At 57.0% G+C, this 15,610-nt stretch carries 17 protein-coding genes; 8 read left to right on the top strand and 9 right to left on the bottom strand.

Translation table 11 applies throughout. The features are described 5' to 3' along the window. Nucleotides 1-95 precede the first annotated feature (95 nt). Nucleotides 96-1,076: a methylmalonyl Co-A mutase-associated GTPase MeaB gene (gene meaB, locus AC0L7R_RS13005; RefSeq protein WP_348107106.1), complete on the top strand. Its 981-nt coding sequence runs from the start codon at nucleotides 96-98 to the stop codon at nucleotides 1,074-1,076. Nucleotides 1,077-1,085: 9 nt separating this feature from the next. Continuing rightward, nucleotides 1,086-1,901: a zinc-dependent peptidase gene (locus tag AC0L7R_RS13010; protein WP_473657293.1), complete on the top strand. Its 816-nt coding sequence runs from the start codon at nucleotides 1,086-1,088 to the stop codon at nucleotides 1,899-1,901. Nucleotides 1,902-1,911: 10 nt separating this feature from the next. Here the strand turns inward: AC0L7R_RS13010 and AC0L7R_RS13015 are convergent, their stop codons facing one another. Both AC0L7R_RS13015 and AC0L7R_RS13020 read right to left on the bottom strand, forming a co-directional pair. Next, nucleotides 1,912-2,100 (bottom strand): CTP synthetase, encoded by a 189-nt coding sequence (locus AC0L7R_RS13015; protein WP_348107108.1) that lies wholly within the window; start codon nucleotides 2,098-2,100, stop codon nucleotides 1,912-1,914. Between the two features lie 118 nt (nucleotides 2,101-2,218). Next, a complete protein-coding gene (locus tag AC0L7R_RS13020; RefSeq protein WP_473660415.1) occupies nucleotides 2,219-3,427 on the bottom strand; it encodes a BCCT family transporter in 1,209 nt (402 codons plus the stop codon). A 300-nt stretch (nucleotides 3,428-3,727) separates the two neighbouring features. Here AC0L7R_RS13020 and rpmB point away from each other — a divergent pair, with 300 nt between their 5' ends. From rpmB to hrpB, 3 genes are all read left to right on the top strand, one after another. Further along, nucleotides 3,728-4,012: a 50S ribosomal protein L28 gene (gene rpmB, locus AC0L7R_RS13025; RefSeq protein WP_247126154.1), complete on the top strand. Its 285-nt coding sequence runs from the start codon at nucleotides 3,728-3,730 to the stop codon at nucleotides 4,010-4,012. Between the two features lie 74 nt (nucleotides 4,013-4,086). Further along, on the top strand, nucleotides 4,087-4,542 hold the full coding sequence (locus tag AC0L7R_RS13030; protein ID WP_473657295.1) for a GNAT family N-acetyltransferase: 456 nt from the start codon (nucleotides 4,087-4,089) through the stop codon (nucleotides 4,540-4,542). 66 nt (nucleotides 4,543-4,608) lie between these two features. Beyond that, on the top strand, nucleotides 4,609-7,020 hold the full coding sequence (gene hrpB, locus AC0L7R_RS13035) for an ATP-dependent helicase HrpB (protein WP_473657297.1): 2,412 nt from the start codon (nucleotides 4,609-4,611) through the stop codon (nucleotides 7,018-7,020). An 88-nt stretch (nucleotides 7,021-7,108) separates the two neighbouring features. On the opposite strand, the gene argF is transcribed toward hrpB, so the two are convergent. Together argF and AC0L7R_RS13045 are read right to left on the bottom strand one after the other, a co-directional pair. Continuing rightward, nucleotides 7,109-8,014, bottom strand: coding sequence for an ornithine carbamoyltransferase (gene argF, locus AC0L7R_RS13040; protein WP_247126149.1), 906 nt, complete (start codon nucleotides 8,012-8,014; stop codon nucleotides 7,109-7,111). Between the two features lie 77 nt (nucleotides 8,015-8,091). After that, nucleotides 8,092-9,261 carry an acetylornithine transaminase gene (locus AC0L7R_RS13045; protein ID WP_473657298.1) on the bottom strand — a complete coding sequence of 390 codons (1,170 nt, stop codon included), beginning with the start codon at nucleotides 9,259-9,261 and terminating at the stop codon, nucleotides 8,092-8,094. 239 nt (nucleotides 9,262-9,500) lie between these two features. Here AC0L7R_RS13045 and AC0L7R_RS13050 point away from each other — a divergent pair, with 239 nt between their 5' ends. Next, nucleotides 9,501-10,382, top strand: a complete 882-nt coding sequence (locus AC0L7R_RS13050) for an EamA family transporter (protein ID WP_473660417.1) — start codon at nucleotides 9,501-9,503, stop codon at nucleotides 10,380-10,382. A 36-nt stretch (nucleotides 10,383-10,418) separates the two neighbouring features. Here AC0L7R_RS13050 and AC0L7R_RS13055 read toward each other — a convergent pair whose 3' ends face one another. Continuing rightward, complete coding sequence (locus AC0L7R_RS13055) at nucleotides 10,419-11,234, bottom strand: ABC transporter permease (RefSeq protein WP_473657300.1); 816 nt, start codon at nucleotides 11,232-11,234, stop codon at nucleotides 10,419-10,421. A 127-nt stretch (nucleotides 11,235-11,361) separates the two neighbouring features. On the opposite strand from AC0L7R_RS13055, the gene AC0L7R_RS13060 reads away from it, so the two are divergent. After that, nucleotides 11,362-11,970 (top strand): GcrA family cell cycle regulator, encoded by a 609-nt coding sequence (locus AC0L7R_RS13060; protein WP_473657301.1) that lies wholly within the window; start codon nucleotides 11,362-11,364, stop codon nucleotides 11,968-11,970. 105 nt (nucleotides 11,971-12,075) lie between these two features. Here AC0L7R_RS13060 and tmpT read toward each other — a convergent pair whose 3' ends face one another. The 4 genes from tmpT to AC0L7R_RS13080 are packed head-to-tail and all read right to left on the bottom strand — an operon-like array spanning nucleotide 12,076 to nucleotide 14,584. Then, nucleotides 12,076-12,711 (bottom strand): thiopurine S-methyltransferase, encoded by a 636-nt coding sequence (gene tmpT / locus AC0L7R_RS13065; RefSeq protein WP_473657302.1) that lies wholly within the window; start codon nucleotides 12,709-12,711, stop codon nucleotides 12,076-12,078. Further along, nucleotides 12,711-12,908 (bottom strand): hypothetical protein, encoded by a 198-nt coding sequence (locus AC0L7R_RS13070; protein ID WP_473657303.1) that lies wholly within the window; start codon nucleotides 12,906-12,908, stop codon nucleotides 12,711-12,713. The genes tmpT and AC0L7R_RS13070 overlap by 1 nt, the downstream gene beginning before the upstream one ends. Nucleotide 12,909: 1 nt before the next feature. Beyond that, a complete protein-coding gene (locus AC0L7R_RS13075) occupies nucleotides 12,910-13,419 on the bottom strand; it encodes a DUF1697 domain-containing protein (protein ID WP_473657304.1) in 510 nt (169 codons plus the stop codon). A 1-nt stretch (nucleotide 13,420) separates the two neighbouring features. Then, the gene (locus AC0L7R_RS13080) at nucleotides 13,421-14,584 is read right to left on the bottom strand and encodes an iron-containing alcohol dehydrogenase (RefSeq protein ID WP_473657305.1); all 1,164 of its coding nucleotides are present in this window, start codon (nucleotides 14,582-14,584) and stop codon (nucleotides 13,421-13,423) included. A 216-nt stretch (nucleotides 14,585-14,800) separates the two neighbouring features. On the opposite strand from AC0L7R_RS13080, the gene AC0L7R_RS13085 reads away from it, so the two are divergent. Further along, the gene (locus tag AC0L7R_RS13085) at nucleotides 14,801-15,574 is read left to right on the top strand and encodes an SDR family NAD(P)-dependent oxidoreductase (RefSeq protein ID WP_473657306.1); all 774 of its coding nucleotides are present in this window, start codon (nucleotides 14,801-14,803) and stop codon (nucleotides 15,572-15,574) included. Nucleotides 15,575-15,610 lie beyond the last annotated feature (36 nt).

The following is a 15,610-nucleotide window of genomic DNA, read 5'->3' on the forward strand; positions in this document are numbered from 1 at the left end:
ATCGGATGAAACAGGGGCCGGATTGTGGCGCATCCATGATCAATTGGTGGATTTGACGCAGTGGACATCCCCCTACGGCGCGATAGAAAGCAACCATGACGCATGATCCAAAACTGACCGAAACCGCCGCCAAAATCGCATCGGGTGACCGTCGCGCGCTCGCCCGCGCGATTACACTTGTCGAAAGTGCGCGGGATGATCACCGTGCAACCGCGCTTGCTTTGCTCGACACCTTAGGCACCAGCAAGCAGGCCTTGCGCATCGGTCTGTCCGGCACACCCGGCGTTGGCAAATCGACCTTCATCGAAAGCTTTGGCTTGATGTTGACGGGTCTTGGCAAAAAGGTTGCCGTGCTGGCTGTCGATCCGTCTTCGGCCCGATCCGGCGGGTCCATCCTTGGCGACAAAACCCGCATGGATTTTCTGGCCCGCGATCCTAACGCCTTTATCCGCCCGTCCCCGTCGCAAACCCAATTGGGTGGCGTGGCGCGGCGCACCCGCGAAGCAGTGGCACTTTGCGAAGCTGCTGGGTACGACGTTGTGCTGATCGAGACTGTGGGCGTCGGCCAATCCGAAACCGTTGTGGCGCAGATGTCGGACTTGTTTGTCTTGCTTTTGGCCCCTGCTGGCGGGGATGAATTACAAGGCGTCAAACGCGGCATCATGGAAATCGCCGATATGGTTTTGGTCAACAAAGCCGACGGCGAATTGAAAGCCCAAGCCACCCGCACCTGTGCCGATTATGCAGGCGCGTTGCGGCTTTTACGGAAACGCCCCCAAGATCCCGATGGATTCCCGATGGCCCGCACCGTGTCCGCGCTTGAAACCGAAGGCCTGACAGAGGCATGGGATCAGATGCAGACGCTGATGCAGTGGCGGCAAGATAACGGCGTCTGGGACACAACCCGTGCGGATCAAGCGCGGCACTGGTTCCAAGAAGAAGTCCACCTTCAGCTTATGGCGCAATTGACCGCAGATGCAGGTCTGCGCGACCGTCTGACGCAAATGGAAGGCCAAGTCGTTGCAGGGACTATGTCCCCCGCCGCCGCAGCCGCGCACGTCCTGCGTCAATCATAAGGCGGTCCTATGATATACCTGATCCCTATCCTGATCATCGCGGGCCTGTGCTACCTCGCCTATAGGTCATGGGCAGCGGCACAGACCCGCAAACACCTGTTGGCCAGCCCCCTTTCTGACGCAGACCGCACGATCCTTCACGCACAGGTCCCGCTGATCCGGCGGTTACCGCCAGAACTGCACGCGCCGTTAGAAGGTAAGATCAACCTCTTCCTGCACCAGACAGATATGTACGGCTGCGACGGGCTAGAGATCACCGATGAAATGGTCCTGTCCATCGCGGGCCAAGCCTGCCTGCTGATCGTCAATACCGACGCATGGTACAAAAACCTGCGGACCATTTTGATCTACCCAAGCGCATTTCATTCGGTTCGGAAATCGAGCGACGGTTTTGTCGTCAAAGAAGAACGGGTGATCCGATTAGGTGAAAGCTGGGCGCGCGGCCCTGTGATCCTGTCTTGGGCGCATAGCCAACAGGGTGCGATGAACTATCAGGACGGGCACAACGTTGTGCTCCATGAATTTGCCCATCAGCTTGATGATCTATCAGGGGGTGTAAACGGCATCCCTGTGCTGCAAAAGCGTCAGTCATTCGCGCAATGGGAACGGGTCTTTGTTGACGCCTACGACAGGCATCTCAAAAAGGTGCGACGCGGGCGCAAGACTTTGCTGGATGCTTACGGGGCCACGAACCATCAGGAATTCTTGGCCGTTTCAGTCGAAGCATTCTTCGAAAAATCAGAACAACTGCAAGAACACGAACCGGCACTCTATGCGCAGCTATCCACACTGTTGCAGCTTGATCCGGCCGCATGGCCGGATTGAGGCGACCGATCTATTTCACGTTTTTGACGATGGCTTGGGCAATATAGAAACTGGCAGGCACGGCCAGCACAGCCCCAATACAAGCCGCGACAATCAGTTGAAGCCATGTGTCGTATCCAGCGACCAAGGCCGCAACGATCAAACTGCCAGCCAATGTCGTGGCGATCATAGCGTAAAGCATTGTGGCGAGACGGAACATGAAAACTCTCCTTCAGGAAATCGTTCCCTATGGATAACAAATCCGTCTGCGGGTGCTTTGACCCAAATCAAAAGGGGCCCAACGGGCCCCTTTCGCTATCGTGATGTCGTTAGGTTATTTACGCGTCGTCGATTTTGCTGAAGTCAAGCGTATTGGCCTTGGGGGACCGTGTGATTCCCAGCACCGCATCGCGCTTAACGAACACAACGTAGGCCAGACAGGCAACGTAGATACCCACAACAATCGAACCGACCCACTGGATTTGCAGCCATTGGCTTTGGAACAACAAGGTCAGTGCAAACAACACAACCGCATTGCCCAGCACATATGTCGCCGTTCCCAAGCGGTTCGTCGTCAGGTTCAGGTTATCTGTGTAAAGCCGGATCAAACTGTCGAATGAATTGATCACGAAGATGATCCCGACGATGGTCATGAACCAGTTCGCTGCACCCGCAGTCGCAATGCCGTTCTCGTGGTAGAAATACAGAACCGAGAACCAGATACCCAATGGGATTGACGGGAACACCAGCAATGACGCCAGCAATTGCCACGTCTTCAGGCCACCCACAAAACGCGCGGTGAACTGGCCAATCATGATCGACCAAGCAAACCACCAGAACAGGTAGAATTCATGGTAATCCGTCAGCGGAATGATGAATTTGTGGATGTTCGCAAAATAACCGCTGATATTGCCAGCCGTGCCCGTGAAGTCCGCAAAGCCCATGCCAGCGTTCAGCCACATGAAGGCGATCAAGGCAAAGAACAACACACTGGAGCTGATTGAGAGGATCTTCACGAACTTGATGTCTGTTGACGAAAACGCGGCCAGAAGAATCACTAAGAAACAGATCAGGTAAAAGACCGGCAAAATCGTCTCACCATCGCCCACTTCAGCGATGTAATACGGCATGTAGATCAGGAACAACGCGCCCGTGAAGGCACAGGTCGTGATGATCACGATGTTATTCAGCAATTTAACCGCCGGTATTTCGAAAAACTTCACGCGCGGCTCAACCACACAGAAGTAAAACGCAGTCAGGAAATAGAAGGCCCAGATCAGGAACCCCCAAAACCCGAATTCAAGCGCCAAAGGGTTGGTGAACCCGTAAGCAGGCTCTGTCGCTGTGTCCGCATAGAGCGGATAATCAAAGGCCAGCGGGAACATAATCAAACCGACATCCAAGCCGGATGTGAACAAAATCGCAATAAACGTGAACAATGGGACGGGTGTGACCCCGACAATACGCAAATTCCACCACTTAATCGTGCAAAACAGCGTCAGGCCCAAGGCCAGCACCGTTCCGAATGTAATGATCGACGTAAGCATTGCGGCCATCGTCTTCCCCTTTTCTGTCTAAATGAATATTGGGCAATCAGGTCGCTGAACGACCCCGTTGATACGTCGCGCCTAACATGCGATGGGGCAAAGACAACAGGCGAAGAACGACAGCAATGTCGTAATCCGCATTTTGGGGCCAACTTCACGTCAATCTGGGTTGACGCACGACAGGAATCCTCATATCTGGCCGGAACTGATTTATGGCTATGCCCCGCATGGCCCTTTTGCTGATACCGAGGTGACCCGCCATAGGGGCGTGTGACACCTGCTAAGACAAGGAATGATCATATGTCGCGCCGTTGCGAACTTACCGGAAAAGGCCCAATGTCTGGCAACAATGTCAGCCACGCGAAAAACCGTACACGTCGTCGGTTCTTGCCAAACCTTCAGGACGTGACTTTGCAGTCCGACGTTCTGGGCCGCTCTTTCAAATTCCGTATCTCTAACGCTGCCCTGCGCACCGTTGATCACCGTGGTGGTCTGGACGCGTTCATGGCGAAAGCAAAAGACGCTGAGCTGTCCGATGGCGCGCTCAAAGTCAAAAAAGAGATCTCAAAGGCGACTGCGGCTTAAGCCAGTCCCGTTGATTTGAATTGGAAGGCCCGGTTGTTTCAGGACAGCCGGGTTTTTCGTTTTGAGGATAGCTGATGCCCCCTTTCACCATCCGCCCGCTTGAAACGGATGACATTCCGGATGTCGTGCGGATGATTCACGAACTGACCGCCTTTCACGATGACACCGGCACCGCCAGCATCGAAACGGTGACGCGCGACACCACAGGCCCAAACCCGTGGTGGCATGTTTTTGTCGCGGTTCTGGACGGGCAATTAATCGGCTACATGGTGCTGCTACCGCTCACCAAGGTCGCAGACGGGTCGCGGGGGATCGACATCAACCACCTCTACCTGCGCGACGGGCACAGGGGCGCAGGCGTCGGGCGTGCTTTCATCGAGACAGCCGCGCGGTTTGCGGCGGCCAACGCCTGCAGCTACCTGCACATCGCAACAGCAGCTGAAAACACGGCAGCGCAAAACGCATACCTCGCGTGTGGTTTTGAAGCACGCCCAGACCCCGGCGGCCCCAGATTTCGCATGGCGATCTAGGCACGGGTTTTTCCAGAAAATCCGCCCCCAGCTTGACCCCATACGCACAAACACGCACCAAGCAGCATGACCAAACTTCCCGTCGATATCGTCTTACCGGACCTGATTGCCGCCCTGCGCAGCCACAACCGCGCCGTTCTGCAAGCCCCACCTGGCGCAGGTAAGACATCGCGTGTGCCTTTGGCGATCCTCGACGCGGACGTGACCACCGGCAAAATCATCATGCTCGAACCCCGCCGCCTTGCCGCGCGGGCGGCAGCGGATCGTCTTGCGGAACAACTCGGGGAAAAAACAGGCCAAACCGTCGGTTACCGCATGCGCGGCGATAGCAAATCGGGCAGCAGGATCGAGGTCGTGACCGAAGGCATCCTGACCCGCATGATCCAATCCGATCCCGAACTACCGGGCATCGGGGCCGTGATATTCGACGAATTCCACGAACGGTCACTAAACGCTGATCTTGGTCTCGCCTTCGTTTGGGAAATCGCCCAAGTCCTGCGTGATGACCTGCAGATTGTCGTCATGTCCGCCACTTTGGATGCAGCACCCGTCGCGGCCCTTTTGGACGACGCGCCGATCATCACCTCCGAAGGCCGGACCTTCCCTGTCACCCGCCATTATCTGCCCCGCGCCCTGCCCCCGAAAACGCGGATCGCACATGCGACAGCGGATATGATCCACGAGATCGCGCCGCAATCCACAGGTGGTATCCTCGTCTTTCTCCCCGGTGAAGGCGAAATCCGCGAAACTGCGAAACGTCTGAATCTGCCCTCTGACCATTACATCCGTCCGCTGTACGGCGCTATGCCCTTCAAAGACCAACGTGCCGCCATCGCACCCGTCACACAGGGTCGCAAAATCGTGCTGGCAACATCCATCGCCGAAACCTCGCTGACCATCGAAGATATCACGGTGGTCATCGACGCGGGCCGCGCCCGCAGGTCACGGTTCGATCCGAACTCGGGCATGTCGCGCCTTGTCACCGAAAAAGTCAGCCGCGCCGAAGCCACCCAACGCGCAGGTCGGGCGGGTCGTGTCGCGGCTGGCGACGCATATGCGCTCTGGACCAAAGGCGAAGACGGGGCGCTCGCGGCCTTCCCGCCCGCAGGCATCGAAGTGGAAGACCTCGCCCCGCTGGCCATAGAACTGGACGTATGGGGCAGCGACGACCTGTCGTTCCTGACCCCACCACCACCGGGACCATTGGCCGAAGCACGCGCGCTGCTCACAACTCTTGGCGCACGCGACGGACAGGGTAAAATCACCGCGCACGGCCGCAAACTAGCCGCGCTCCCAGTCCACCCACGCCTGGGGCACATGCTGCTCACTGCGGGGAAACAAGCAGCCCCCACAGCAGCCCTCCTTTCTGCCCGCGATCCATTGCGCGGCGCACCAGCGGACCTGTCGTTGCGGATGAAAGCCTTGCGTGGCAATTACGACGGCCCCGGTCAAATCAATCATGCAGCTTTGCAGCAGATCAAAGCTGACATTCCGCGCCTTGCCAAAGGGTTGGATGACAAACCTCATCTGGAATTGGCCGCACAACTGGCCTTAGCCTATCCCGACCGGATCGGGCTACGGCGCAAAGGGGACGCGCCACGCTATGTCCTGTCAGGGGGCAAAGGGGCGGTCTTTGACGCGGCTGACACCCTCGCCGGCCAACGTCTGATCGTCGCAACAGATCTGGACGGCGACACCCCCGAAGCCAAGATCAGGCAGGCGGCCGCAATCGACGAAGCCACTCTGCGCGACCTCTACGGCGACCAAATCCACTGGCACGACATTTGCACATGGTCCAAGCGCGATGGACGGGTTCTGACGCGCAAACAAGAAACCTTCGGGGCGCTCATCCTCGACGACCGCAACTGGACTGACCCCGACCCGACGATGATCGCTACCGCAATGTGCGACGGCATCAGGCAGCTCGGTCTTCGCTTTTCAGCAGCGGCAAACCGTTTCCGCGCCCGCGTCGCATTGGGACGCGACAGCGACCCCAGCCTGCCGGATATGACCGACGAGACGTTGATGGCGACACTCGACGACTGGCTTCTACCGCACCTAGACGGTGTAAAAACCACGGCAGATTGGAAAAACTTCGACGCATTGCAGGCGCTACGATCAATGCTCGACTGGGGGCAAATGCAACGGCTCGACACGGCCGTGCCACCGCATTTCACAACCCCCATGGGGCGCAAAACACCCATCGACTATGACGGCGAAGTCCCTGAAATCACGCTGCGTTTGCAAGAACTTTTCAGTGTCACCCGCCACCCGACAGTCGGCAAAACACCGCTGCGGATCACACTGCTTTCACCGGGTCAAAAACCGGTACAAACGACGACTGATCTGCCGAATTTTTGGAAAACATCCTACGCAGATGTGCGCAAAGACATGCGGGGCCGCTACCCACGCCACCCATGGCCCGAAGACCCCACGCAAGCGGACCCCACGCTCAGGGCAAAACCCCGCGGCACGTGACCCTTCTTTTGGTCACAAATATCTCGGGGAGGTCTGGAGGGGCTGGCCCCTCCAGCGGCGCGACGCCAAAGGCGGCGCAAATCCTCGCTTAGACACCCAAACAGTGACGCATAATCGCCTTTTGGGCATGCAACCGGTTCTCGGCCTCATCAAAAATCACCGAATGCTTGCCGTCCATCACCGAACTGGTGGCTTCGTCATCACGGTGTGCCGGCAGGCAGTGCATAAACAATGAATCCGGCTTTGCCTTTGCCATCAACGCGTCATTCACCTGATAACCGCGCAGCTGGTTGTGGCGACGTTCACGTGCGGATTGCGGATCGTGCATCGACACCCACGTGTCTGTCACAACCAGATCAGCCCCTTCAACGGCTTCATTCGGATCACGCACCGTGGTGTAAAGACCAGCCAAAGCAGGCTCTGGGTCCAGCGGTTCTGGCCCCGTAAAGACAAGATCAAATTCAAACTGCTTGGCGGCATGGGCGAAGCTGGCAAAAACGTTGTTCCCGTCACCGGACCACACAACTTTCTTGCCTTTGATCGGGCCGTTATGTTCTTCGAACGTCATGATGTCCGCCATAATCTGACAAGGATGCGTCCGGTTTGTCAGACCGTTGATCACAGGGACTGTTGCGTATTCCGCCATGTCGAGCAGTGTCTGCTCTTCAAATGTCCGGATCATGATCAAATCAACGTAACGCGACAACACGCGGGCCGTGTCTGCAATCGTTTCACCATGACCCAATTGCATATCGGCGCCGGACAACACCATTGTCTGACCGCCCAACTGGCGCACACCAACGTCAAAACTGACGCGGGTTCGTGTGGATGGCTTTTCAAAGATCAGCGCGACCATGTGATTGGCCAGCGGCGTGTCGGCGTCGGGCGTGCCCTTGGGCAGACCCTTGCGTGCTGTCTTCATTGATTTCGCTTGGTCGATAATCTTGTGCAGATCAGCAGGATCGGTTGTGTGAATGTCTAGAAAATGTGTCATTGTATGCTCTTATTTGCGAGGTCGCTTGGGGGTTTCACACCCCCAAACCCCCGTGGGATATTTCGGGCCAAAAGAAGTCAGCCAAGGCTTTCTGCGGCGCTGTTGAGACGTGTCACCGCTTCTGCGATGTCTTCGTCCGGAATGTTCAATGCGGGCAACAGGCGGATCACGTTGTCAGCCGCTGGCACCGTCATGACGCCCGCTGCGTAGCCCGCGTTCACCACGTCGATGTTAGGCTTTTTGCATTTGATGCCCAGCATCAGACCAGACCCGCGCACCAGTTCAAACACGTCAGGATGTGCAGCAACCAAACCTTCCAATTTCTGGCGCAGTAAACCTGCCTTCCGGTTCACTTCTGCGAGGAAGGCGTCGCTGCCGATTTCTTCCAAAACCGCGCAGCCGACTGCACAGCCCAACGGGTTGCCGCCATAGGTGGAACCATGCGTGCCCGCCGTCATGCCGGATGCCGCATCTTCGGTCGCAAGTACACAGCCCAGTGGGAAGCCGCCACCGATGCCTTTTGCCACCATCATAATGTCAGGTGTGACCCCTGCCCATTCGTGCGCAAACAGCTTTCCCGTTCGGCCCACGCCGCATTGCACCTCGTCAAGGATCATCAGAATGCCGTGGCTATCGCACAGATCGCGCAGCCCTTTCAGGCAGGCGTCTGGCAGCGGGATAATCCCGCCTTCGCCCAATACAGGTTCAACGATAATCGCCGCCGTTTTGTCGCTAATCGCCGCCTGTAACGCATCATGATCACCCAAAGGTAAATGCGTGAAGCCCGGCAAAAGCGGCCCAAACCCTTTGGTCATCTTCTCGGACCCGGCCGCTGCAATCCCTGCGGCCGACCGCCCATGGAACGATCCTTCGAACGCGATGATCTCGGTCCGATCGGTCTGGCCTTTCTCAAACCAGTACTTACGGGCCATTTTCACGGCCAATTCGCAGGCTTCTGTCCCGGAATTCGTAAAGAACACGGTGTCCGCAAATGTCTTTTCGACCAACATATCCGCCAGCTTTTGCTGGGCCGGAATGTGGTACAGGTTCGATGTGTGCCAAACCGCTTGCGCCTGTTCAGTCAGGGCTGCAACCAATTTAGGATGCGCGTGCCCTAATGCATTCACCGCGATCCCTGCGCCTAAATCCAGAAAACGTCGTCCGTCGGCTTCTATCAACCAAGACCCTTCGCCTTTGACGAAGGACATCGGAGCACGAGAATAGGTAGGCAAGATTGAGGGGATCATAGCGATCAGCCTTTGCGAAAAATGAAGCCCGAGTGGTGCCAAGCGGCAGGGGCTAAGTCAACGATATTTGTGAAAAAGAAGAGAGGACGTGCAGAAACGGCGGACGGGCTTAGCGTCGGCGTCGGATGTTCTGTGTGGTCAGTGTCTTCATGACGCTTGACTTAGCGGACAGCGGACGACCTGTGAACCCCTTAAATCAGGTGCTTTACAGCGGCCCTGTTTGGGACAATGACCGTCGCATGACTTTGAAACGCCCGAACCCGCCACTTGCCATCGCATTTATGCTGACCGCGACCGCGTTTATCGCGGGCACCATGGTCTTGGCCAAGACCATCGGCACGGGCGTGTTGGGCGACCCCTTGCATCCGCTCCAAGTCAGCCACGCCCGTTTTGTTTTTGCATTCCTTGCGATTGGCACTGCGACCCTTGTGATGCGGCCCACATTTTCGCGACCTGCGCTTCCGATCCACATCGGACGTACTTTGTTCGGCTGGGGCGGCGTAACGTTGATGTTCGCGGCAGTCGCCTTCATCCCCCTGCCCGACGCAACCGCAATCAGCTTTCTCAACCCGGTTTTCGGGATGTTGCTGGCGATCCCGCTTCTCGGCGAACGGGTTGGTCCGTGGCGGTGGACGGCGGCTGGTCTGGCTTTGCTAGGCGCGATGATCTTGCTGCGACCCGGACCTGAGACGTTTCAATGGGCCGGACTTTTGTCATTGGGGGCCGCTGCACTGCTGGGGATGGAGCTGATTTTCATCAAAAAGCTGGCAGACCGCGAACCACCTTTTCAGATCTTGCTGATCAACAACGCGCTTGGCCTGCTGATCGCGTCAATTGCGGTGATCCCGTTCTGGTCAACGCCAACGCTGGGCCAATGGGCGGCACTTGCCGGTATCGGCGTTCTTATGGCGGGTGCCCAGACCTGTTTTATCAACGCAATGGCGCGGGCGGACGCCAGTTTCGTGACGCCCTTCAGTTATCTGACACTGATCTTTGCGGCGATCTACGACGCGCTATTCTACCACCAAGTCCCCGACATCATCAGTTGGACGGGTGCTGCAATCATTATCGGGGGTGCCGCGCTGCTGGCCTGGCGGGAAGGCCGCGCAAAGCGATCCTAACACGCGCCGCCGCCCCCTCATTTTTGCGAAAAATCGTTACGCCTTCAACCGATATCCGCGATCCAGCCACGTCCAGCAAATCGCCATCACAACCGCACAGGCCAGCATCACAATACCAAGCCCGACCCACGGGCTACTGTCGCTCACCCCGATCATGCCAAAGCGGACACCGTCAATGATGTAGAAGAACGGATTGATGTGACACAGCGTCTGCATCAGTGCCGGCAGCGCATCGATGGAATAAAAAGTCCCCGACAAAAACGCGAGCGGCGTCACGATGAAGTTCGAAATCGCGGACAATTGGTCAAATTTGTTCGCATAGATGCCGGCAATCAAACCCAAACCGCCCATAAAGATGGACCCGAGCAAAACAAATGTGATCACCCAGAACGGGTTCTGCATGCCCACGCCCAAGAACAACCAAGACCCAAGCGCGATGACTGCGGCGACCATCGCCCCCCGCGCAAACGATCCGAAGATATACCCTGCCAGCAGTTCGCCCGCGGACAACGGCGGCATCAACGTATCGACAATATTGCCCTGCACCTTAGCAGACGCCATCGACGACGATGTGTTCGCAAAAGCGTTCTGAATAACGGTCATCGTCAGGATACCAGGGGCCAGAAACGTCATGAAATCGACGCCCATCACATCGCCACGGTTCGGACCAATTGCGATGGTGAAAATCATCAACAACAGACCCGCATTGATCAACGGCGCCATAATTGTCTGCGACCAGACGTTCATAAACCGCCGGACTTCACGCTCCATTAAGGTCGCTGTGCCAGTCCAGTTCACGCGCCCAAACCGGCGTTCACCCATGTTTGCTGCTAAAGTTGTCTGTTCCGACATTGCCATACCTCATTTCATTTCAGCGGATGCGCTTCACATCCCCGCTTGCAATGCTTAGAATAGGGGATCAAGGAATTAGACAAGGCCAGATGTCAAAACATTCGGCACCCTGACATAAGGAAATTGCATGTCCTGGACAGACGAGCGCGTCGAGACGCTCAAAAAAATGTGGGGCGAAGGCCAGTCGGCGAGCCAGATTGCCAAGGAACTTGGCGGCGTCACCCGCAACGCGGTTATCGGTAAAGTGCATCGGCTTGGGCTTTCCAACCGTGCGGGATCAGGTGCGTCTGCGCCTGCCAAACCTGCGGCCAAGGAAAAAGCAGCACCCGCTGCGCCCACAAAGATGGAAACCAAACCCGCGATCAAGCCAAAGCCAGCCACGCCAAAGGCATCCGTGCCTGCGGTGAAGGAAGAGGTTTTGCTGGACGAAAACGGTATTCCTATTTCCGCCGCCCGTCGCGCGATTATTCCAGCTGGTCAGCCGCTGCCGCCGCAACCGTCTGCGAACGAAATTTCGCCGGAAGCATTGGCAAAGGTCAACGAAGTTGAAAAGTCAGCTAAGAAGATCAGCCTGATGGAATTGACCGAAAAGACCTGCAAATGGCCTGTTGGTGACCCTGCGACACCTGACTTTTGGTTCTGTGGCCTGCCTGTGCAATCCGGCAAACCATACTGCGAAGCCCACGTCGGCGTGGCCTTCCAACCGATGAGCAGCCGTCGCGATCGCCGTCGGTAAGACCTTCTGACAAAACAGAATTAAAAAGGGCGGCAGATTATCTGTCGCCTTTTTTGTGTCAGGCCCTTCGTTTCGGCTGCAGTCCCGAACGATCACCCCAGCGACTTATTGACTAAGAAGCCAAGCGGTTTCAGTTGCAGGCACTTCGCCCTTAAATCCACCCGGAACGTCCTGCGTTTTCAGGTTCGTCAGTGTGTAGCTGTCCGCATACAGCGCTTTGATCATATCCTCAGATATCAAAAACGGAGGGCCATTCATTTGGCTTTGATCGTAGGTGAATGTGACCACCAGTTGCGGCGCATTTCCTGTAATTTCAAGAAGATGCATCGTGTATTTCCGGCGCACGGTATCCGGCAGGGCTACCAACGCGGCCCGATCAAACACCGCATCAACTGACCCCAACAGCTGTGCAGTCACTGCGAAAACGTCGCCAACAAAGACGGTGACATCACCGCTTGCGTATCGCTTGATGTCCCCCAAATCGACAACTTCGGGAACGATGCCCATCTCTGCGAACAGGTCCTGCACCGCGATTTCGGACAGTTCCGCCCCGATGACCTTGCACCCTTGATCCCTGATCCACGCGATGTCGCGGGTCTTGCCGCATAAGGGCACAAAAACGCTCGCCCCCTCGGGCAACTTCAGATGATCGAAGAACGCGACCAACAGCGGGTTACCTGCGCTCTGGTGAAACCCGATCTGTTGTTTTTCCCATTTGTCGTGCCAAAACGCAGCATCCATCAGTCAGTGATCCCTAGCCAAAAAAGCGCCAGCCATATCACGCCGACGCCAATAAAGATGATAGCCACAACGCCAAGCACAGGACTGGATAAAACTCCGCCTAACCAGCCGATACCAACACCAAGCGCAATCAAGATCAGCGGCGTCAGCGTCCAGAATGCAATGTCTTTCAAAAGACCCCAAAGAAATTGCGCCACGTTATCGTCCCGTCATCGCTACCAGTTTCGCAACCGTGTTCATGTTTCGCGCGGTCCCCGCCGCGGCGGCGGGGATCATCAATTTCGACCCACCCTGCCCTTGCGGATAATGCACGTATATTTCGCGCGATCCCAGCGTAATGGCTTCGTCTTTGATATTGCGCGCTTGTGTCGCTGCATCCGTCGGGATCAGGTCGTCGCAAAAGATGGTCACGACCTTATTGCCGGCCGCGTCGGCATACGGATTAGCCGCCAGCACAGCCGCCATTTCGTCCGCCGTTCGGATCATGACAGGAACGGCCTTTCCGGCATACTGCGCGAGGCTTTGTTCCAGTTTCGCTTTGGCCGTCGCCGCATCCAACGCAGATGAAAATACGACGTTCCCGCTCGCTATGTAGGTGGCTACGTCGATGAACCCGATGTCTGCACAGATCGCGCGCAAATCCGCCATCGGCAGCTTGCCCGTGCCGCCGACGTTCACCGCCCGCAGAAGGCCAACGTAGCAGATCATTTCACCACATTTCCTTGTAAAGATCGACAATCTCCGCCTCAGTCGGCACCTTCGGGTTATGCGCGGGCGACCCTGATGCCAGCGCTTGTCGCGCCATCAAACCCAGCATGTCATCATCTGCAACATGGCCCAATGCGGACGGCGACGGCACCGCCAGATCATCATTCAACCGCCGCAAACCATCGATCAGCTTGCCGCATGCCACATCGTCCGCGTCCGTGTCCTGCGCCATGCCCATGACACGCGCACAGGTCGCATATCGGTCCGGCGCGGCATCGACAGAAAACGCGGTCACAGCGGGCAACAACATCGCGTTCGATAACCCATGGGCCACGTGGAAATGGGCGCCGATCGGGCGGCTCATGCCATGTACCAAGGCCACAGAGGCATTCGAAAACGCCATTCCGGCCTGCCCTGCCGCCAACATCAATGCCTCGCGAGCGACGGCATCTTCAGGATCGGCATAGGCGCGGCGCACATGGTCCGCGATCAGCGGCATCGCGGACAAGGCAAAGGCGTCGGTATAGGGAAACGCGCGACGGCTGACGAAGGCTTCGATCGCATGGGTCAGGCTATCAACGGCGGTATCGGCCGTGATGCGCGGCGGTTTTGTCACGCTAAATGTCCAGTCGATCAACGCAACTGTCGCAACGCAGGCAAGACCGGAAAGGTTATACTTTTCAGGGCTTTGCGTATCCGTGATCACACACCAACGCGTCAATTCAGACCCTGTTCCGCCCGTCGTCGGCATCAACACAATCGGGACGCCACACCGATCAATCTGAAACGGCGCTTTATAATCGCGCACATGACCAGGGTTAACCGCCATGAAAGATACGGCCTTCGCGGTGTCCATGGGACTACCGCCGCCAAACCCGATCACGCAGTCGAAATCACCCGCACGAAATGCAGCCAAGGCTTCATCGACACAGGTATCCGTCGGGTCTTCGACAACGCCATCAAACACCGCATAGGACATCCCCGCAGCATCCAGAGGTCCGGTCACGGCGCCCAGATGGCCCAGCGACCGCACGCCCTTATCCGTCACAATCAACGGACGTGACAAACCAAGCTGAGCTAAGGTTTCCGCGACCTCACCCGCAACACCGCCACCAATCCGAATTATCCGCGGCGATTGCACCCGCCCTATCGTTCCTGACAGCATCCGTTCGTCCCCCCAATTATTGCGACCAGCAAACCGGACGCACCCAAAACACACAAGGTTTTTCGCCCAATCGCCCAAGACTTTTGCAACGGACGGGAACCAATCGACCTGCCTGCGGTACCTCTAACGCAATGACAAACGGGCGTCGGCCCCACTTACAAACACCAATCGACGACTTACATCTTCTCAAAGCCTGCCACAAAAGGATGACATCACATGGCAAATACAGCACTTGTAACTGGCGCTTCCTCTGGGATTGGCGCGGAATTTGCACGGTATCACGCGGAAAAAGGCGGCGATCTGATCATCACGGCACGACGTGGCGACGCGTTAGATGCGCTCAAAACCGAAATCGAATCCGCGCACGGCGTCACCGTCACCACCGTGGCCCTTGATTTAGGTGCCGCAGATGGCGCGCAGGCGCTGTATGATGCGGTGAAGGGTCACAAGATCGACATTCTGATCAACAATGCAGGGTTCGGCGGGCACGGGTTGTTCATTGAACGCGATCTAGACGCGGACCTCGCGATGATCGACCTGAACGTCAAAGCCTTGGCATCGCTGTGCCACCTAATCGGTGCCGACATGGTCAAGAACGGCGGTGGCAAAATCCTGAACGTATCGTCCACAGCATCCTACATGGCCGGACCGTTGCAAGCGACTTACTTTGCGACAAAGGCCTACGTGTCCAGCTTCTCGATGGCGTTGGACGAAGAACTGCGGGACAAGGGCGTGACCGTCACAGCACTTGAACCGGGCTATGTCGAAACAGAATTCGCGGCCTCCGCAAACCTCGAAGATACGCCACTGACCAAATCCGGCGCGACGCCGCGTTCGGTCGCGAAATACGGCTACGACGCCATGCGGCGCGGCGAATTGCGCGCGATCAATGACGGAAAACTGCGGTTTATGTTGAACTGGGTGTTCCCATGGCTGCCAAACCGCATGAAGCTGAAGCAAGTCCGCAAAATGCAGGAAAAATCCAGCTAAAAGCGGCGGCTTGGCCAGACGTTTCAGGCCAAGCCC

This window comes from Yoonia sp. D2-7, from assembly GCF_055809435.1.